General features: G+C 59.6%; 17 protein-coding genes. 13 read left to right on the top strand and 4 right to left on the bottom strand.

The annotated features are described in order from the left end of the window. The first annotated feature begins 192 nt into the window (after window positions 1–192). The 13 genes from K0F75_RS14290 to K0F75_RS14230 all read left to right on the top strand — a co-directional run bounded on the left by K0F75_RS14290 (window position 193) and on the right by K0F75_RS14230 (window position 16,436). Window positions 193–1,251: an ATP-NAD kinase family protein gene (locus tag K0F75_RS14290; RefSeq protein ID WP_219062520.1), complete on the top strand. Its 1,059-nt coding sequence runs from the start codon at window positions 193–195 to the stop codon at window positions 1,249–1,251. Between the two features lie 22 nt (window positions 1,252–1,273). Next, window positions 1,274–2,251 carry a thiamine pyrophosphate-dependent dehydrogenase E1 component subunit alpha gene (locus K0F75_RS14285; RefSeq protein WP_219062519.1) on the top strand — a complete coding sequence of 326 codons (978 nt, stop codon included), beginning with the start codon at window positions 1,274–1,276 and terminating at the stop codon, window positions 2,249–2,251. 35 nt (window positions 2,252–2,286) lie between these two features. Beyond that, on the top strand, window positions 2,287–3,306 hold the full coding sequence (locus tag K0F75_RS14280) for an alpha-ketoacid dehydrogenase subunit beta (protein ID WP_219062518.1): 1,020 nt from the start codon (window positions 2,287–2,289) through the stop codon (window positions 3,304–3,306). Beyond that, window positions 3,303–4,409: an acetoin dehydrogenase dihydrolipoyllysine-residue acetyltransferase subunit gene (locus K0F75_RS14275; protein ID WP_219062517.1), complete on the top strand. Its 1,107-nt coding sequence runs from the start codon at window positions 3,303–3,305 to the stop codon at window positions 4,407–4,409. Before K0F75_RS14280 ends, K0F75_RS14275 begins: the two co-directional genes overlap by 4 nt. Window positions 4,410–4,506: 97 nt before the next feature. Next, entirely contained in the window at window positions 4,507–5,571 is a 1,065-nt protein-coding gene (locus K0F75_RS14270; RefSeq protein WP_257604387.1) for a 2,3-butanediol dehydrogenase, read from the top strand. Between the two features lie 156 nt (window positions 5,572–5,727). Beyond that, window positions 5,728–6,606 (top strand): 50S ribosomal protein L11 methyltransferase, encoded by an 879-nt coding sequence (prmA, locus tag K0F75_RS14265; protein ID WP_219062515.1) that lies wholly within the window; start codon window positions 5,728–5,730, stop codon window positions 6,604–6,606. A 54-nt stretch (window positions 6,607–6,660) separates the two neighbouring features. Next, on the top strand, window positions 6,661–7,977 hold the full coding sequence (locus K0F75_RS14260; protein ID WP_219062514.1) for a DUF3426 domain-containing protein: 1,317 nt from the start codon (window positions 6,661–6,663) through the stop codon (window positions 7,975–7,977). Between the two features lie 376 nt (window positions 7,978–8,353). After that, complete coding sequence (gene dusB, locus K0F75_RS14255; protein WP_219062513.1) at window positions 8,354–9,367, top strand: tRNA dihydrouridine synthase DusB; 1,014 nt, start codon at window positions 8,354–8,356, stop codon at window positions 9,365–9,367. Next, window positions 9,364–9,684: a DNA-binding transcriptional regulator Fis gene (fis, locus tag K0F75_RS14250; protein WP_007907419.1), complete on the top strand. Its 321-nt coding sequence runs from the start codon at window positions 9,364–9,366 to the stop codon at window positions 9,682–9,684. The genes dusB and fis overlap by 4 nt, the downstream gene beginning before the upstream one ends. Window positions 9,685–9,763: 79 nt before the next feature. Next, window positions 9,764–11,371: a bifunctional phosphoribosylaminoimidazolecarboxamide formyltransferase/IMP cyclohydrolase gene (purH, locus tag K0F75_RS14245; protein ID WP_219062512.1), complete on the top strand. Its 1,608-nt coding sequence runs from the start codon at window positions 9,764–9,766 to the stop codon at window positions 11,369–11,371. A 189-nt stretch (window positions 11,372–11,560) separates the two neighbouring features. Then, entirely contained in the window at window positions 11,561–12,856 is a 1,296-nt protein-coding gene (gene purD, locus K0F75_RS14240) for a phosphoribosylamine--glycine ligase (RefSeq protein ID WP_219062511.1), read from the top strand. A gap of 102 nt (window positions 12,857–12,958) precedes the next feature. After that, on the top strand, window positions 12,959–15,730 hold the full coding sequence (locus tag K0F75_RS14235; RefSeq protein WP_219062510.1) for a hybrid sensor histidine kinase/response regulator: 2,772 nt from the start codon (window positions 12,959–12,961) through the stop codon (window positions 15,728–15,730). Between the two features lie 100 nt (window positions 15,731–15,830). After that, window positions 15,831–16,436, top strand: a complete 606-nt coding sequence (locus tag K0F75_RS14230) for a MarC family protein (RefSeq protein WP_219062509.1) — start codon at window positions 15,831–15,833, stop codon at window positions 16,434–16,436. 21 nt (window positions 16,437–16,457) lie between these two features. On the opposite strand, the gene K0F75_RS14225 is transcribed toward K0F75_RS14230, so the two are convergent. From K0F75_RS14225 to cobJ, 4 genes are all read right to left on the bottom strand, one after another. Next, window positions 16,458–17,105, bottom strand: coding sequence for a hypothetical protein (locus tag K0F75_RS14225; RefSeq protein WP_219062508.1), 648 nt, complete (start codon window positions 17,103–17,105; stop codon window positions 16,458–16,460). Next, entirely contained in the window at window positions 17,105–17,857 is a 753-nt protein-coding gene (locus K0F75_RS14220; RefSeq protein ID WP_219062507.1) for a hypothetical protein, read from the bottom strand. The genes K0F75_RS14225 and K0F75_RS14220 overlap by 1 nt, the downstream gene beginning before the upstream one ends. Window positions 17,858–17,920: 63 nt before the next feature. Further along, window positions 17,921–18,736 carry a hypothetical protein gene (locus K0F75_RS14215; RefSeq protein WP_219062506.1) on the bottom strand — a complete coding sequence of 272 codons (816 nt, stop codon included), beginning with the start codon at window positions 18,734–18,736 and terminating at the stop codon, window positions 17,921–17,923. Window positions 18,737–18,994: 258 nt separating this feature from the next. Continuing rightward, window positions 18,995–20,365 (bottom strand): precorrin-3B C(17)-methyltransferase (gene cobJ / locus K0F75_RS14210; protein ID WP_257604378.1); only part of this gene is annotated, 1,371 nt, incomplete at its 5' end.

Genomic DNA, 20,365 nt, shown 5'->3' with positions numbered 1-20,365 from the left:
GTCGTTGAGACGGAGCGTCTCAGCGTCTCGCTCAAACACCCGGTCATCTGCAACCACGCGTCTCGATCAGCCCCTCCGACAGGCACTCGACGCTGCTGAACGAAGCGCTCTAAACCGGCCCTCTGCGGCCATATCAACCGGGTTGGCACCGGCCTTGCTCTGACACAGACAAACAATAATCAGAGGTGTGCCATGACTGAACCCGCGCTGATCGTGGGGATCATCGCCAACCCGGCGTCGGGTCGCGATGTGCGCCGCCTGACGGCCAATGCCGGCGTTTATTCGAGTACCGAGAAGGCCTCCGTGGTCCAGCGCCTGCTCGGTGCTTTCGGCGCCACCGGCATCCAGCACGTCTTGCTGGCGCCCGACATGACAGGCATCGCCGCCGCTGTGCTCAAAGCCAGCCAGGGACGTAACGCCCGTGAAAGCCACTGGCCACGCCTGACCTTTCTCGACATGCCCCTGCGCCAGACCGTCGAAGACACACGCCTGGCCGCACGAATGATGGCCGAACAAGGGGTCGCACTGATCGCTGTGTTGGGCGGCGACGGGACGCACAAGGCGGTTGCCGCCGAAGTCGGTGACATTCCTCTGCTGACACTCTCGACCGGCACCAACAACGCCTTCCCTGAACTGCGCGAAGCCACCAGTGCCGGGCTGGCCGGAGGGCTCTGCGCAAGCGGACGCGTTCCTCCCGGGATCGGCCTGCGGCGCAACAAGCGTTTGCTGGTTCGTGAGCACGCTCGGGGCATTTGTGAATGGGCGTTGGTCGATGTCGCGGTTTCGTCGCAACCCTTCATCGGTGCCCGTGCGATCTGCCACGCCGAAGACCTGGCGGAGGTCTTCGTGACGTTTGCCGAGCCCCATGCCATTGGCCTTTCGGCACTCTGCGGATTGTGGTGCCCGGTCTCGCGCCAATCACCGCTGGGCGCCTGGGTCCGCCTGGACCCTAACGCCGACAATGCCGTGCTGGTGCCGCTGGCGCCAGGTTTGCTCCAGGGCTGCGCCATCAGTGCCAGCGGCTCGATGCAACCTGGAGTGGCTTATTCACTCAGCCGGGCCAGCGGCACCCTGGCCCTGGACGGCGAACGTGAAATCGAGTTCAGCGCCCACGACCACCCCACCGTCACCCTCGACCCTTACGGCCCGATCAGCATCGATGTCGAAGCCGTTTTGGCCTATGCCGCGCTCCATCGTCTGCTGGCGATAGGCCGCGAGCACCCGCAACACCCCGCAAACCTTCCGTGTTGAGACAACCCAGGAGAACAACAAGATGTCCACTCACCTGTCCCATGAGCAACTGTTGCACGCCTACAAAGTGATGCGCACGATCCGCGTCTTCGAAGAGCGCCTGCACGTCGAATTCGCCACCGGCGAGATCCCCGGCTTCGTCCATTTGTATGCCGGGGAGGAAGCCTCGGCCGCTGGCGTCATGGCCCACCTTACCGACGATGACTGCATCGCTTCCACCCACCGCGGCCACGGCCATTGCATCGCCAAGGGAGTCGATGTGTACGGCATGATGGCCGAGATCTACGGCAAGAAAACCGGGGTCTGCGGCGGCAAGGGAGGTTCGATGCACATCGCCGACCTGGAGAAAGGCATGCTCGGCGCCAACGGCATCGTCGGCGCCGGCGCACCGCTGGCTGCGGGTGCCGCCCTGGCCGCCAAGCTCAAAGGCACACAAGGCGTCGCGGTGGCCTTCTTTGGCGATGGCGGTTCAAACGAGGGGGCGGTTTTCGAAGCCATGAACCTCGCGTCGATCTGGAACCTGCCCTGCCTGTTCATCGCCGAAAACAATGGTTACGCCGAGGCAACGGCGTCCGTGTGGTCGGTCGCCAGCGACCATATCGCCGACCGCGCAGCCGGTTTCGGCATGCCCGGCGTGACGGTAGACGGCTTCGACTTCTTCGCTGTCCACGAAGCGGCGGGCGCCGCTGTCGCTCGGGCCCGGGCCGGTGAAGGGCCGTCGCTGATCGAGATGAAACTCACCCGCTACTACGGACACTTCGAAGGTGATGCACAAACCTACCGCGCGCCCGACGAGATCAAGAACTTTCGCGACACCCGTGACTGCCTTATGCAGTTCCGCGAACGCAGCCTGAATGCCGGGCTGCTGAAAGTCGCTCAACTCGACCAGATCGACCAAGACGTCGAGCACCTGATCGAAGACGCCGTACGCCGAGCCAAGTCAGACCCTAAACCCCAGGCAAGCGACCTGCTGACCGACGTGTACGTGTCCTATCCCTGAGCCGACCTAAAAACAAGAACAACAGGAGAATTATCATGGCGAGAAAAATCAGCTATCAGCAGGCGATCAACGAAGCGCTTGCCCAGGAAATGCGCCGCGACCCCACCGTATTCATCATGGGTGAAGACGTTGCTGGCGGCGCGGGCGCACCCGGCGAGCAGGATGCCTGGGGCGGCGTGCTAGGCGTCACCAAGGGACTTTATCACCAGTTTCCCGGGCGGGTTCTGGACACGCCACTGTCCGAACTGGGGTATGTCGGTGCCGCCATAGGCGCCGCCACCCAAGGCGTGCGGCCGGTGTGCGAGCTGATGTTCGTCGATTTCGCGGGCTGCTGCCTGGATCAAATCCTCAACCAGGCGGCCAAATTTCGCTACATGTTCGGTGGTAAGGCCGTCACCCCCGTGGTGATCCGCACCATGTATGGCGCCGGCTTGCGGGCAGCCGCCCAGCACTCGCAAATGCTCACCTCCCTGTGGACCCATATTCCCGGCCTGAAAGTGGTGTGCCCGTCCTCTCCCTATGACGCCAAGGGCTTGCTGATTCAGGCCATTCGCGACAACGACCCGGTGATTTTCTGCGAGCACAAAATGCTTTACAGCATGCAGGGTGAAGTCCCGGAAGAGCTGTACACCGTGCCGTTTGGCGAAGCCAATTTCTTGCGCGAGGGTGATGACGTGACCCTCGTGACCTACGGTCGCATGGTCCATCTGGCGCTGGAGGCGGCAAACAACCTCGCACGTCAGGGCATTGCCTGTGAAGTTCTGGACTTGCGCACCACCAGCCCGCTGGACCTGGACAGCATCCTCGAAAGTGTAGAAAAAACCGGCCGTCTGGTGGTGATCGACGAAGCTAACCCACGCTGTTCGATGGCCACCGACATCTCGGCACTGGTTGCTCAGAAAGCGTTTTTCGCCCTCAAAGCACCGATTGAAATGGTCACCGCGCCGCACACCCCTGTGCCTTTCTCCGATGCGCTGGAGGACCTCTACATCCCTACCGCCGCAAAAATCGAAGCGGCCGTGCATAAAATTTGCGAAGGGAGGAAGGTTGCATGAGCCAGATTCATACGCTGACCATGCCCAAATGGGGCCTGTCGATGACTGAAGGACGCGTCGACACGTGGCTCAAGGAGGAAGGAGAGCGCATAGAGAAAGGCGATCAGGTGCTCGATGTCGAAACCGACAAAATCTCCAGCAGCGTCGAAACCCCTTTTTCTGGCGTGTTGCGACGCCGGATAGCGCAACAGGATGAAACCCTGTCAGTGGGCGCCCTGCTCGCCATCGTCGTCGAGGGGGATGCCAGCGATGACGAGGTCGACGCGGTGATCGAACGCTTCCAGGCCGAGTTCGTCCCCGGTGGCGATGCCGATGAAGACAGCGGTCCGGCGCCGCAGAAAATTCAGCTCGAAGGCCGCACGCTGCGCTTTTTCGACCGTGGCGAAGGCGCCAGTCCGCTGGTGTTGATTCACGGTTTCGGCGGAGATTTAAACAACTGGCTGTTCAACCACGACGCACTCGCTGCCGGGCGTCGCGTTATCGCGCTCGATCTGCCAGGGCATGGCGAGTCGGGTAAAACCCTGCAACGCGGCGACCTGGACGAGCTGAGCCAGACCGTCCTGAGCTTGCTCGATCATCTGGACATAGAGTCCGCACACTTGGCCGGCCATTCGATGGGGGGCGCCGTCGCACTCAACGCCGCCCGCCTTGCACCGAATCGAGTCCGCTCACTGACCTTGATCGCCAGCGCAGGCCTGGGCTCGCAGATCAATGGCGAGTACTTGCAGGGCTTCGTCGACGCCGCCAACCGCAATGCCTTGAAGCCCCAACTGGTGCAGCTGTTTTCCGACCCGGCGCTGGTGAATCGGCAAATGCTTGAAGACATGCTCAAGTTCAAACGACTGGAGGGGGTCGATGCGGCCCTGCGCCTGCTGACCACCCAATTGTTTGCAGGCGGACAGCAGCACACCGACCTGCGTTCAGTCGTCGCGCAGCAGCCGAGCCTGGTGATCTGGGGCGCCAACGACGCCATCATCCCTGCCGCTCACGCCGAGGGGCTCAGTGCGCAGGTCGAAGTGTTGGCGGGGCAAGGCCACATGGTGCAGATGGAAGCGGCGGAGCAGGTCAACCGCCTGATCCTCGGCTTCCTGCAGGGCCAATAAAATCAGCGGCTCTGGCCTGCCCGACGCTCGCCGGAGCTTCCACACTGTTGTGAGGAGATAACACACGATGAGCACTCCATTGAGAAGCACCGCCAGCATGCGCGCAGCAGTCTGGCATGGACGCCACGATATCCGCGTAGAAGACGTGCCACTGCCCTCCGACCCGCCTGCCGACTGGGTGCAGATTCGCGTGGACTGGTGTGGCATCTGCGGTTCGGACCTGCATGAATACGTCGCCGGACCGGTGTTCATTCCGGTAGACGCTCCGCACCCGATGACCGGCATCCAGGGCCAATGCATTCTGGGCCATGAGTTCTGCGGCGAAATCACCAAGCTCGGCGCCAACGTCCAGGGGTTTGCCGTGGGTGACCTGATCACCGCTGATGCCTGCCAGCATTGCGGCACTTGTTATTACTGCACCCATGGCCTTTACAACATCTGTGAACGACTGGCGTTTACCGGCCTGATGAACAACGGCGCCTTCGCTGAGTGGGTCAATGTGCCTGCCAACCTCCTGTACACATTGCCAGCAGGCTTCCCCAAAGAGGCCGGGGCGCTGATCGAACCTCTGGCGGTGGGCATGCACGCGGTCAAGAAGGCGGGCAGCCTGCACGGGCAAACCGTGGTAGTCGTCGGGGCTGGCACCATCGGCCTGTGCACCATCATGTGCGCCAAAGCGGCCGGTGCTGCACAGGTCATCGCCCTGGAAATGTCATCGGCGCGCAAGGCCAAGGCACTGGAAGTCGGCGCCACCCGGGTCTTCGATCCTTCCGAGTGCGACGCGCTTGCGGAAATTCGTGCGGTCACCCAGGGCTTGGGCGCCGATGTGAGCTTCGAATGCATCGGCAATAAACACACGGCCAAGCTCGCCATCGATGTGATCCGCAAAGCTGGCAAATGCGTGCTGGTGGGTATTTTCGAGGAACCGAGCCAATTCAACTTCTTCGACCTGGTGTCCACCGAAAAGCAGGTCATGGGCTCTTTGGCCTACAACGGCGAGTTCGCCGACGTCATCGCCCTTATCGCCGACGGCAGCCTGGACATAGCACCGCTGGTCACCGGGCGGATTGGCCTGGAGGACATTGTCAGTCGCGGGTTTGAGGAACTGGTCAACAACAAGGAACACAACGTCAAAATCATTGTGTCGCCCAGCCCTGTCTGATCTGTCATGCCAGAAAGAGCCAGTCTTTGGCTCTTCTCCTCAAAGCCGCTTAGCCGCGGCTTTGTTGTTTTTTGCCCTTCGCCTTCGCGCTCAAGTAAACTTGCGCGCTTCTCGCAGCTGCTTGCTGCACATCGTCATTTTTCAAAGGTGCCCGCCATGCCTTGGCTGCAAGTCCGTCTCGCCATCAGCCCAGAACAAGCCGAAACCTACGAAGACGCTTTTCTTGAAGTGGGCGCCGTGTCCGTAACCTTCATGGACGCCGAAGACCAGCCGATTTTCGAGCCGGAACTCAACACCACGCCGCTGTGGTCGCACACCCACTTGCTGGCGCTGTTCGAAGCCGATACCAATGCCGATCAGGTGCTGGCCCACCTGCAATTGCTCACCGGTGCAGAACTGCCGGAACACATGAGCGAAGTCATCGAAGACCAGGACTGGGAACGCAGCTGGATGGACAACTTCCACCCCATGCGTTTTGGTCAACGCCTGTGGATCGTCCCGAGCTGGCACGCGGCACCCGAGCCGGGTGCGGTCAACCTGCTGCTCGATCCGGGCCTGGCCTTCGGCACCGGCACGCACCCCACTACTGCGCTGTGCCTGGAATGGCTCGACGGTCAGGACCTGAAAGACTGCAGCGTGCTGGACTTCGGTTGCGGCTCCGGGATTCTGGCGATTGCGGCGCTGTTGCTGGGCGCCAAACAAGCCGTCGGCACCGACATTGACTACCAGGCGCTTGATGCCTCGCGCGACAACGCAGACCGCAACGCTATCGCCCCCGAGCGTTTCACCCTGTACCTGCCGGAAGACTTGCCGCAAGAAAAAGCCGACGTGTTGGTCGCCAATATCCTGGCCGGCCCCTTGGTGTCGTTGGCTCCCACCCTGGCAAGCCTGGTCAAAACCGGTGGTCGCCTGGCGTTATCAGGCATCCTCGCTGAACAAGGCGAAGAAGTGGCCGCGGCTTACGCCGACACGTTCGACCTGGATCCTATCGCCAATCGTGATGGCTGGGTCCGTATCACAGGTCGTCGCCGTTAACCGCTATTTGAAACCATGGACTAAGATGAGCGCCTGCCTAAACCGGATAGCCGCATGACCGACAGTTTCGTTACTCAGTGTCCGCACTGCCAGACCAGTTTCCGCGTCAGCCATGCCCAATTGAGCGTGGCCCGGGGCGTGGTCCGGTGTGGCTCCTGCCTGCAGGTCTTCAATGCGGCGAAGCAACTGCTCGAACAACGGTCAGGCAAGTCGCCCGCAGAAACGCAAGCGCCTCCTCCCGCCCCACCCGTCATCCCGCCCGAGCCAGTGGTCATACAGGCTGAAGCACCAGTCAAGCCCGCCCAGCCGTGGAAGGCCAGCGCAATTGAGCTCGACAGCCTTGATCTGGACGACCTCGACCTGGACGAAGAACTCGCCCGGCTTGAGCAACGGGAAATCCAGCTGCCTGAAACGTTCGGGCGTGAAGGTCATTCCAGGCATAACGACTCGGCACTGAGCGCACGTCGCGACAGCGCCGAGATAGAAAACGAGCAGTGGGTCGACAGCCTGCTCAACGACGATGCGCAAGAACACCTCCACGTTGAAGCCAGCGCCGCGCCCGAGACCAACGAAACGCCTGAACCGACTTCACACCACCGTACCGAGCCTTCGTTGTCACTCGACAGCGCGGCACTGGACGACGAACCCGAGGCGCAGGGACCACGCCTGAGCGAAAGCCAGAGCGCCCCTCTGCCCAAAGAAAACCCCGAGCGCTTGTCGGCCATCGACGACGAACCGGACACCCTCGAAGAATCGCAAGAGCGTCAGGAGCCAAAGCTCAAACGCGGTCGCAGTGAACCCGGCCTGCTCGATGAGGGGGCGCGAGACAAGCCACTGCTGGATCTCACCGACGACCCGCTGCAACTCGACTGGCAGAAGCCCAAGCCTCGCTGGGGTCGGCGCTTTTTCTGGGGATTGCTGATTGTGCTTGCGAGCGCTGCATTGGCCGGCCAATACATTTGGTATCACTTCGACGAACTGGCGCGCCAGGACCAATACCGTCCATGGTTCCAGCAGGTCTGTCCGCAAATCGGCTGCACAGTGCCGTCAAAAGTCGATATCAAGCTGCTCAAGAGCAGCAATCTGGTGGTGCGCAGCCATCCCGACTTCAAGGGTGCACTGGTGGTTGACGCAATCATCTATAACCGGGCGTCCTTTTCTCAGCCGTTTCCGCTGCTGGAGTTGCGCTTCGCCGATCCCAACGGCCAGTTGATCGCCAGTCGTCGATTCAAACCCAGCGAATACCTGAGCGGCGAGATGGCAGGCAAAGCTGAAATGCCACCCCAAACGCCGATCCACATCGCATTGGACATCCTCGATCCAGGGACCAAAGCTGTGAACTACAGCTTGAGCTTCCGCTCTCCCGAGTAAACGCACGCGGACCGGAGAGCCCGGCCTGCCAGCAGCGCTTCAGCAAGCGCTCCGGTAAAAAAGGCCGATAGCCTCAAGCCTGAGCATGAAGCGACCAGCCTTCCGGGATTGACGGCGTTTTTATGACGTTGTGGCAGAAAACCAAACCGTCAGCGATAAGAAAATAACTGTTCAGATTTTATCCAATTCAGCCTTTATCCAGTCATCGAGAGCGGGTATCATGCCAACCCTTTTTCACACTCTGGGTTCGGTCTGAAAAGTCGCGCAAGCACTTGATGGACAGAATCCGAGCAGGCCCGTGTGGAAACGTTGCGTGCCAGGCCCGCAGTCGTTTCCACACGACATGCATTGATTCGGCCCCACAACAGGCACACCTATGTCGGCGGTACGTATCGGCCCCTATACATTGCAAAACGGCTTGATTCTCGCCCCGATGGCCGGGGTCACAGACCAGCCGTTTCGTCAGCTCTGCCGTCAACTCGGCGCGGGACTGGTGGTTTCGGAAATGGTCACCAGTGACATGAGCCTGTGGAACAGTCGCAAATCGCGCCTGCGCATGATCCACGAAGGCGATCCCGAGCCACGCTCGGTACAGATCGCCGGCGGTGACCCGCAGATGCTCGCGGATGCAGCACGCGCCAATGTCGAAATGGGCGCACAGATTATTGATATCAACATGGGTTGTCCGGCAAAAAAAGTCTGCAACAAGGCTGCCGGCTCCGCGCTATTGAAAGACGAACACCTGGTGAGCGAGATCCTGCGGGCCGTAGTGGCCGCAGTCGATGTGCCGGTCACCTTGAAGATTCGTACCGGCTGGGACCGGGCGAACAAAAATGGTCTGACCGTGGCGAAAATCGCCGAGCAGGCGGGAATAATGGCGCTGGCGGTACATGGCCGCACCCGGGCAGACCTGTACACCGGCGAAGCCGAATACGACACCATTGCCGAAATCAAACAGGCAGTGTCGATCCCGGTCTTCGCCAATGGCGATATCGATTCACCGGCAAAAGCCCGGTACGTGCTACAGGCGACCGGTGCAGACGGGTTGTTGATTGGTCGGGCCGCCCAAGGGCGCCCATGGATTTTTCGCGAGATAGAACACTACCTGCGCACCGGCGAGACATTACCGGCGCTGCAGTTGAGTGAGGTGGAACGCATCCTGCTTGAGCATCTGGCGGCGCTGCACACCTTCTATGGCGATGTGCTGGGCGTGCGTATTGCGCGCAAGCATGTCGGCTGGTATCTCGCAACCTTGCCGGGCGCCAGGGAGTTTCGCGCCCACTTCAATCGTTTGGAAGATACGGAAGCACAGTGCGCCAACGTTCGCGACTTTTTCAGCGAGCGTTACAAAAGCCCGGAAACAAGGGACGAAGAAGAGGTGGCCGCATGACGATGATGACCGAGACTTTAGTGAGTGGAACAACACCCGTGAGCGACAACGTCAATTTGAAACAGCACCTCAACACCCCGAGCGAAGAGGGTCAAACCCTGCGCGGGAGTGTCGAGAAAGCGCTGCACAATTATTTCGCCCACCTGGAAGGCGCTGCCGTCACGGATGTGTACAACCTCGTGCTGTCGGAAGTCGAGGCGCCATTGCTCGAATGCGTGATGAACTACGTCAAGGGCAACCAGACCAAAGCGTCCGAATTACTGGGCCTCAATCGCGGCACCCTGCGCAAGAAGCTCAAGCAGTACGATCTGCTGTAAGCATTTAAAACAGAAGAGGCGACCCACCTCATTGGGTCGCCTTTTTTTGCTGACTCCTTTGCTTTAGATGGGAATTGAAATGACCGACCAGACTACCCGCCTGCCAATCCGCCGCGCGTTGATCAGCGTCTCCGACAAGACCGGGATTCTCGAATTCGCTCGCGAGCTTACCGCTCTGGGCGTCGAGATCCTCTCCACCGGCGGCACCTTCAAGCTGCTCAAGGACAATGGTATTGCTGCGGTAGAAGTCGCTGATTACACCGGCTTCGCAGAAATGATGGATGGCCGGGTCAAGACCCTGCACCCGAAAATCCATGGTGGCATCCTTGGCCGTCGCGGTATCGACGACGCCATCATGAGCGAGCACGGGATCAAGCCGATCGATCTGGTTGCGGTCAACCTCTACCCGTTCGAAGCGACCATCGCCAAGCCAGGTTGTGACCTGCCGACCGCCATCGAGAACATCGATATCGGCGGCCCGACCATGGTTCGCTCGGCAGCCAAGAACCACAAAGACGTGGCCATCGTGGTCAACGCCAGCGACTACAGCAACGTGCTGGAAAGCCTCAAGTCCGGTGGCCTGACGTACGCCCAGCGTTTCGACCTGATGCTCAAGGCGTTCGAGCACACCGCCGCCTACGACGGCATGATCGCCAACTACCTGGGCAGCATCGACCAAGGCGCTGAAACCCTCAGCACTGAAGGCCGTAGCGCGTTCCCGCGTACGTTCAACAGCCAGTTCATCAAGGCTCAGGAAATGCGCTATGGCGAGAACCCGCATCAGAGCGCGGCGTTCTACGTGGAAGCCCACCCTGCCGAAGTAAGCATCGCCACGGCGACTCAGTTGCAAGGCAAGGAACTGTCCTTCAACAACGTAGCCGACACCGATGCCGCGCTGGAATGCGTGAAAAGCTTCGTCAAGCCTGCCTGCGTCATCGTCAAGCACGCAAACCCGTGCGGCGTCGCCGTCAGCCCGGACGACGAAGGCGGCATTCGCCAGGCGTATGAACTGGCCTATGCCACCGACACCGAATCGGCTTTCGGCGGCATCATTGCCTTCAACCGCGAGCTGGATGCTGAAACGGCCAAGGCCATTGTCGATCGTCAGTTCGTCGAAGTGATCATCGCGCCAAGCGTAACGGCCGAAGCAAAAGCCATTATTGCCACCAAGGCCAACGTTCGCCTGCTGACCACCGGGCAATGGGCTGCCGAGCGCATGCCTGCCTGGGACTTCAAACGCGTCAACGGCGGGTTGCTGGTACAGAGCCGCGACATCGGTATGATCGGCAGCGACGACCTGAAAGTCGTGACCCAGCGCGCGCCGACCGAACAGGAAATCCACGACCTGATCTTCGCCTGGAAAGTCGCCAAATACGTGAAATCCAACGCCATCGTCTACGCCAAGAATCGTCAGACCATCGGTGTCGGCGCTGGCCAGATGAGCCGGGTAAACTCTGCACGCATCGCCGCGATCAAAGCTGAACACGCTGGCCTGCAAGTACAGGGCGCGGTCATGGCATCGGATGCGTTTTTCCCGTTCCGTGACGGCATCGACAACGCAGCCAAGGCCGGTATCACTGCCGTCATCCAGCCAGGCGGCTCGATGCGCGACAACGAAGTGATCGCCGCAGCCGATGAAGCTGGCATTGCGATGGTATTCACCGGTATGCGCCATTTCCGCCACTAACTTGGCAGCGGCCGCACTGAAGCAGGTATCTGCTGCGTTGGAGCCGCTTCCGATGATGCTCATTGCCAAAAGGCAACTCCGCTCATCGAAAGCGACTCCGCCTTGCATCTACCCACTTCATTGCGACCTCCTACAGCGAAAAGCGCTTTAGGCTCTAAAACAGAATTCAGCGTCATCGAGGTTTTTGAAATGAATGTTTTGATCATTGGCAGCGGTGGCCGTGAACACGCCCTGGCGTGGAAAGTCGCACAGGACCCGCGTGTCGTGAAAGTATTCGTGGCACCGGGCAATGCCGGGACCGCGACTGAAGCCAAGTGCGAAAACGTCGCCATCGACGTGCTGGCCCTTGAGCAGCTTGCAGATTTTGCACAAAAGAACGTGTCCCTGACCATTGTTGGTCCGGAAGTGCCGCTGGTCGCTGGCGTGGTCGATCTGTTCCGTGCCCGTGGCCTGGACTGCTTCGGTCCGACCGCAGGTGCCGCGCAGCTGGAAGGCTCGAAAGCCTTCACCAAAGATTTCCTCGCGCGTCACAAGATCCCGACAGCGGATTATGAGACCTTCACCGAGGTCGAGCCTGCGTTGGCTTATCTGCAAAAAACCGGCGCGCCGATCGTAATCAAGGCAGACGGCCTGGCGGCGGGCAAAGGCGTCATCGTTGCCATGACCCTGACTGAAGCCGAAGACGCTGTACGCGACATGCTCGCTGGCAACGCATTTGGCGAAGCCGGTTCGCGGGTAGTCATCGAAGAGTTCCTCGATGGCGAAGAGGCCAGCTTTATTGTGATGGTCGACGGCAAGAACGTATTGCCGATGGCCACCAGTCAGGATCACAAGCGCGTCGGCGACGGCGACAGCGGCCCGAATACCGGCGGCATGGGCGCTTACTCCCCAGCCCCGGTGGTGACTGCACAGGTGCACCAACGTGTCATGGACCTGGTCATATGGCCGACTGTCTGGGGCATGGCCGAGGAAGGTAACGTTTACACCGGTTTCCTCTATGCTGGGCTGATGATCGACAAGGCAGGCAATCCGAAGGTCATCGAGTTCAATTGCCGCTTTGGCGATCCGGAAACCCAACCGGTGATGCTGCGTCTGCAATCAAGCCTGGTGCTCCTGATCGAAGCCGCTCTGGCGCAAGCCCTGGACAAAGTTGAAGCTCAGTGGGACCCGCGTCCGAGTCTGGGCGTAGTGCTGGCCGCTGGCGGGTACCCTGGCGATTACGCCAAAGATGCCGTGATCAAGGGTCTGGACGCTGCGGCAGGTTTGCCTGGCAAAGTGTTCCATGCTGGTACAGCACTGAAGGATGGTCAGGTCGTGACGTCCGGCGGGCGTGTCCTGTGTGCCACCGCGCTAGGCGAAAGCGTAGCGAGCGCCCAGGAACAGGCTTACCGACTGGCGGCTGAAATTGATTGGGAAGGTTGTTTCTATCGCAACGACATTGGCTACCGTGCCATTGCTCGCGAGCGTGGTGAAGACCTGGAATAAGGCTAGACGGCCAACCGGGCAGGCACCTATCAGCTGGTGCTTGCCTGTTTATTCCAGCCCCGCGCATAGTTATCTGGCATTCAACTACGAAGGGATTTCGCCGTGCGCTGGCTCAGGATCGCCATAGGCTTCACTGTCAGTCTGCTGACCCTGCTCTGCATGCTCCCGGCTTATGCCGAGCAAAGCGGTGGCTGGTCTACATTGCTGGATGAAAAGGCCGACCTGCAATTAAGCGATGTCCATTCGGCGCGCTACTCGAATCAATTCAGTCCAATCGAACTCGATCAAGTCAGCGCAGGCGACCGCAACAGCGCAGTCTGGCTGCACTATCGCCTGCAACCCGACGATCACGAACAACTGCTGCGCATCTTCGCGCCCGACCTGGCCAGCCTGGACCTGTACGTGCTTGACGGCGATACGCTGATCAGCCACTCACGTGCCGGTAATAACATACCGCGCAACAACAAACTGCCAACCTCCACCGACTTCCTCCTGCCCCTGCCACAAAGCGATGTCCCGCTGGACATCTACCTGCGCTCGGTGTCAGAACAGAAATTACGCCCCAACATCACCCTGCAATCGGCGATAGCCAGCGCTGCGGACGAGCGGCAGCCGTTATTGCTTGGCCTGTTCCTCGGTTGTCTGGCGATGTTGGTCCTGCAGAACATCACGCGTTTCGCCCACACTCGCGCACAAAGCAGCCTGTGGCTGGGGGCCTGTGAGGCGATGCTGGCCTTGAGTGCACTGCTGCTGCTGAATCTGCTGGCTCCATGGCTGCCCAACAGGCACCTGGCGCAGACGCCCGGCGCATACCTGGCATTGATCCTGGCGGCCCTGAGCGGCCTGATGTTCGCTTATCGATTTTTCGCGCCCCGGCGTTCCAGTGGCCTGAACCGCTTCCTGCTGGCTGACATGTTGGTCATCGGCCTGTGTGGCCTGCTGGTGTTGTTCGTCGATACCCTGCCCCTGAATATCATCACCTATGGCGTGGTGGCGCTGGCGAGCCTGAGCATTCTGTTCGTTGCCTCCTACCACTGGCACAAGGGTTACAGCCCTGCCCGGCTATTTGTCCTGGCGATGGTCGTGTTCAATCTGGGTTGCCTGGTGATTCTGCCAGCCTTGCTCCGCCTGACCCTGATCGCACCGCAATGGCTGGTCATTACCCTGCTGGGTGTGTTCTGTATCTCGGGGCTGCTGATGAGCATTGCCCTCAGCGAGCGTCACCGCAGCATCACCGAAGATCACTTCAGCGCCAGCCGCGATCTGGCAGCCAGCACCGCCGAAGTCAATGCCAAGGCCGAGTTTCTGGCGAAGATCAGCCACGAAATCCGCACCCCGATGAATGGCGTACTGGGCATGACCGAGCTGCTGCTGGGCACGCCGCTTTCAGTCAAGCAGCGTGATTACGTGCAGACCATCCACAGCGCTGGCAATGAGCTGCTGACGCTGATCAACGAGATTCTCGACATCACCAAACTCGAGTCCGGGCAAATCGAGCTCGATGATGTGCAGTTCGACCTCAACGCACTGATCGAAGACTGTCTGAATATCTTCCGGGCCAAAGCCGAACAGCAGAACGTCGAACTGATCAGTTTTATTCAGCCACAGGTCCCACGCGTGATCAGCGGTGACCCTACGCGCCTCCGCCAAACGTTACTCAGCCTGCTGGAAAATGCCCTGAAGAAAACCGACCAGGGCGAGGTTCTGCTGGTGGTTGCACTGGATTCGCGCAGCGGCAAACCGCGCCTGCGGATTGCCGTGCAAGACAGCGGCGAGCCGTTGGCGGCCAAGGAGCGCGACGCGCTGCTGCACACCGAATTGCACAGCAAGAATTTCCTCTCCAGCACCAAGCTCGGCGGCAATCTGGGGCTGGCGATTGCCCGGCAATTGATCATGCTGATGCACGGTGAGTTCGGCATCCAGAGCGGCACCAATCAGGGCAGCACACTCTGGCTCACATTGCCGTTGGATCCGGATCGACTGGAACAACCCACCACAGACCTCGACCGTTCGCTCAAGGGCGCCCGTGTGTTGGTGGTAGACGACAATGACACCTGCCGCAAAGTCCTGGTGCAGCAATGCAGCGCCTGGGGCTTGAATGTCAGTGCCGTATCGTCGGGCAAGGAAGCGCTCGCACTGCTGCGGACCAAGGCGCATCTGCGTGATTATTTCGATGCGGTCCTGCTCGACCAGAACATGCCCGGCATGACCGGGATGCAACTGGCGGCCAAGATCAAGGAAGACCCAAGCCTGAACCACGACATCCTGTTGATCATGCTCACGGGCATCAGCAACGCGCCGAGCAAGATCATCGCGCGCAACGCCGGCATCAAACGCATCCTGGCCAAACCGGTGGCGGGCTACACGCTCAAGACGACCCTGGCCGATGAACTCAACCAACGCAACAAGGGTGCGTCCCCGTTCAGTTTGCCGTCCGATGCCAGCAAGCCCATCAGCGTCCCGAGTGATTTCCGCATCCTCGTCGCCGAAGACAACAGCATCTCGACCAAAGTGATTCGCGGCATGCTCGGCAAGCTCAACCTGCAGCCGGATACCGCCAGCAACGGCGAAGAAGCACTGATCGCGATGAAAGCCCAACACTACGACCTGGTGTTGATGGACTGCGAGATGCCGGTCCTTGACGGGTTTTCCGCCACCCGCCAACTGCGCGCCTGGGAGGTCGGAAATCAGCGAGTACGCACGCCGGTAGTCGCCCTGACCGCGCATATCCTGACGGAGCATAAAGAGCGTGCCGTTCAGGCAGGCATGGACGGGCACATGGCCAAACCCGTAGAGCTGTCGCAATTGCGCGAGCTGATTGAGCACTGGGTCGCCAAGCGTGAGCAACGTCAGGCCGAGGCCCAAACCAGCTGATTTCACCCACACGCCAATGAAACTGATATTCCTCCACAAGACAGCGCGCGCCGCCTGATAGACTTCTCTTCGTCATCCACCTGTCGGGCGAGCTCAAACCATGCTCCACGTGTTGTTCAGCGTTTATTTGAAGATGTTGGTGCTCTATAGCCCGTTCTTCGTCCTGTCCTGTTTTATCAGCCTCACCCGTGGTTATTCCAGCAAGGAACGTCGTCGCCTGGCGTGGAAAGTCGCGCTGGCCACGCTCATTTCGAGTGTTCTGCTGTACCTGTTCGGGCGGGCGATTTTTACCGTGTTCGGCATCACCGTGGATGCCTTCCGCATTGGCGCAGGCAGTGTGTTGTTCATCTCGGCACTGGGCATGGCTCAAGGTAAATCCGCAGTCCAGACCGACAACGTTCAGCAAGACGTGACCATCGTGCCGCTGACCATTCCCCTGACGGTCGGCCCCGGCACCATCGGCGCCCTGCTGGTCATGGGCGTCAGCCAGCCGCACTGGGACGATAAGGTCACCGCGATCCTCAGCATCGCCCTTGCCAGCCTCACCGTCGGGATTGTGCTGTACCTTTCCAACCGCATTGAACGCATCCTTGGCGATCAGGGCCTGCAGATCGTCAGTCGCTTGATGGGCTTGTTCGTGTGCGCACTGGCGGCGCAAATCATCTTTACCGGGGTGAAGGGGTACCTGGTGCCCCTGGTGCCGTAGTGGAATCAGCCCGCCGCCGCGCTAAAGTTCTATTTCAGTGATGTAGCGTTTGGCCTGATCGCCTAACTCAGTCCTCACGCGTGCCCGGTGTTCAGCATAGGCAGTGCTGTTGAACGCAAAGCTGCCACCATTGATTCGGACAGTCATCTCTGAGTTGATGCTGTTCCAGAAAAATGGCCCCTCCACCACCGTGCGAGAAGTCATATTCAGCCCACAGACCAGAACCTGTAACTCTCCCGAGGGCAGGTTTTCACAGGGCACAACCTGAAAGCTTTCCGAGCGTCCGGTACTGAACCAACTGTCCAGAAACACCTTTGCATGCTCACTGGTTTTCATGGCGCTGAACGAGGTGTGCGCAAGTTCGACAAGATGAGCTGATCCGACCTTGCTCATCGCGTCGAAAGTAACCCGGTCGAAATCCCGCGAGGACTCAATCTGTATCGGGTTTTCCACAATGAAACCCGTCAATGTGAACCCGAGCTTCAACAGTCCGCGCTGATAACGATTCATCCAGCTTGTCCAGAGCTGTTGCCGGTCAAATTTCTCACTGGCATACAGCTCCGCGTACAGCAGGCAATCCTCGATATCTTGCCGTTCCTGCTCCGACATCCCGGAATAAAACGATGTCAGGCTACTGCCTATCAAAGCAGCACTAGAATTCTTAGCCATCATTGCTCCGTGTCCTCAAGCCGCAGGATCATTGACGTCCTTCGGGCGCCAAGAGCCGTAATGAATGGCTCCCGAAACTGTGCGTAACGGATATCCGACAATTCGACCGAGCAGGAGGCAACCGCGATATTGCCCACGATTCGGTCAGGGTCGAATGTCCGGAGCAATAACTGTGGCTCGATGGGTTCTACGGTTTTGAACGAGATTAACACCGAGGTCATCGCAGGGGCGGCATGAACAAAACTCAGCTGTAACACCACGCTGAACAATTGGGTGGCGGGTGGCACCTTAAGCGCATGTGCTGAAATATCGCCGGCAAAACTGTCATCCACGTCAGCCTGCCACGGTTCGGATTGCAGCGTATTTTCTCCGAGAAGCAACCGTGCGGCAGGGTCCTGGAAACGCTCGGGGCCGGGTGCCAATACTCGTTTAGCGTGAGCGACAAGTGACGTCGGTACACAGCCATCCAGTTCACGTTCGATCCACGACCACGGTTCAAACAGCTCATCTTTCGCTATTGGGTGACTGTCGTATTTACGGTCTGAAACTATCCAGCCGAACGTTGCCATTGCCGTGAGGTATGTTGTACGCCACGCCTCAAACTCAGCGAACTTCGAATATTTCTTCGATGCAGCCAACTGAACATATAACTGCGAATCAAGTACATCCTCTTTAAATGAATGACTGACGGTGTCGTCAAAAAAAACGACACTTCCTGCGTTCACATAAACGTCCTGCATTCCATTGCGCACGGGGCTCTCCTTGATAACGTTACCTGCACCAGAGAGCCGCAGCACCTGCGGCTCTCCGGATTATTAAATGCTGTACTCTGCAACGGCCTCTTTCGCGTTGTTCCCCAGTTTTGCAAGGATGTCGTCCCGCACGTTGGCGTAAACACCCTGATTCAACACCAGATGCGACTCGGCGCGGGAAATACTCACCGACGTATTGCTCCAGTTCCAGAACAGGACGTTCGTGACATCCAGGGTGGACGAGAAGCTGACGGTTCCCATGGTCATGACCACTTCGTCATCGGCCGACTCGGTGCAAGAGACAATGCTGAAGGTACCGCCTTCATGAGAGCGGCTTTTACCCTCAAACAACTTGAGTGGTTCTTCGCTGGCCTGAAGGGCATCAAGTGCCTGCTTCGCCACGCCCAGCAGTAATAGGGAGGTCGGACCAGGAAGTGCGGCGGCGGCAACCGCGGAAGAGAGGACCTTGAGGCCGACCTGATCCATCGTGAACTGCTGTTCGACCGTCGTGTATCTGGAGTAATCCTTGCGCTTCGGGAACCATCCAGATGCCCGGGACATCACCTCCATGAACTTTTCATACCAGCGCTGGCCTTGCATCTCGGGATGTGCACGATTGGCAACCAGCGTCGCGAACAGTACGGAGTTCTTGATATCGTCCTTACTCTGCCTGGACATACCCGCGACAAAGGAAACAATACTGTTAGCGACGACAGCGGCGCTTTCCTTTTTCTCGTCGACTGTCAGGGACCGGGGCATTTCTCCCGGTACAGGGTTATCGACTTCATCCGAAGACAGTGCCACCGCAGGAAGCTCGCAACCCGCAATATAAGCCCGACACGCTTCAATAATCATTGTCGGTTCAATAGCGTCATTCATGTGCACATCCTTTTCTAATTGAGTCATCACCCTTCTTGGGCATCACTCAAACTAGCGCACATCAATGATCGTTTCCAGCCGTCCACTTTGACTCCTCTGCCGGGGATTATTCAAGTGCATACCGTCAAACATCCGGAATACTTGGCCCTGTAAATATTCAACGGTCATTTGTGGACTTTCGCCGTTATAACCTCGGCGTTAGCCCACACAACCAGAGACTTGTCTTACGAACTAAATGCCGGAATTGACGACACTGGCTCAACCGCTCGGCTTCACCCCGTACCACCGAGGCGTATAGACCCAACTGCCGCCATCGGCACGGGGGAAGGTGCAGGTCGTCGACGAGCCAATCAGGACCATGGTGCGCATGTCCACTTGATCCGGGGTCAATTCGCCCAGCGTAATGACCCGCAGTGTTTGCCCTGGACGGCCTATATCACGGCCCAGAGTGACGGGGGTTTCCGGGGTGCGATGTTGGCGGACGATTTCCAGCGCGCGCCCCAATTGCCACGGACGAGAACGGGAAATGGGGTTGTAGAACGCCAGCGCCAGATCGGCCTGAGACGCCAGGTCCAGACGGTTTTCAATCACGTCCCACGGTTTGAGGTTGTCCGACAGCGACATCACGCAGAAGTCATGGCCCAACGGGGCACCCGCCTGAGCGGCAGTGGCCAGCGAGGCGGACACCCCCGGCAGGATTTCCAGTTCAACGGCGTGCCAAGCGGCATTACTCGACTCGTGCAGTGCTTCAAGCACGGCCGAGGCCATGGCGAACACGCCCGGATCACCCGACGACACCACCACCACCGAACGCCCTTGAGCCGCGAGTTCGAAGGCATGTCGGGCGCGCTGCATTTCTTCGCGGTTGTCGGTGCAGTGCTGCACTTGATCGGCCCGGAACGGCCCGGCCATGCGCACGTAGGTTTCGTAACCCAGCACATCGTTGGCCCGCGCCAGTTCAGCTTTGACCGCTGGCACCATCAATTCGGCAGCGCCAGGCCCCAGACCGATAACCGCCAGACGCCCGCGTCCACGACCGATCTGCTGCACATCCAACGGCTCCCCGGCGACAGCAATGGCGATGCCACTGCCCACACTGATGGGTGGCAGTAGCTGTGGCACGGCCTGCTGCGCCAACTCGCTGACATCAGCCTCCGCCGCTGTCGAAGCAAACCGCAGCGGCACGCCCAGCGCCAATGCTGCTTCACGCAGCGCAGGGCTGGCCATTTCACGGTCTGACGCCAGCAAGCAGGCCAGCGCCTGAACGGCAATCCCGGCATCGTGCAGGGCCGCGCGGACAGCATTTGCCAGATCCGGCACGGTCGCGCTGACCGCCACCAACACACTGCGCGGGTAGATCAGCAGCTCATTGGCCGCCGGCTCGCGTTCGGCACAACCGACATGAATCGCCAGCTGTGCGTGCTCATTTTCAGGTAACTGCGCTTGCGCCAGCCAAGGCGCGGCGCCTTCGATACGCACGTGTTGCCCGGACAGCAAGTCGGAGACAAATCGTTTGCCCAACTCCAGATCGCCGAGCGCGTAACCGCTCGGTGGATTGAGCAGGCAGGTGCCAAAACGCAGTTCGCCGCTGGTGGTAATCGCTGCGGCGACACCCAGGCATGTCGCAAT

Source organism: Pseudomonas sp. UMAB-08 (genome assembly GCF_900095225.1).
Classification (GTDB): Bacteria; Pseudomonadota; Gammaproteobacteria; order Pseudomonadales; family Pseudomonadaceae; genus Aquipseudomonas.
Note: the sequence above shows the minus strand (reverse complement) of the source record. Positions and strands in the feature narration are given on the sequence as shown.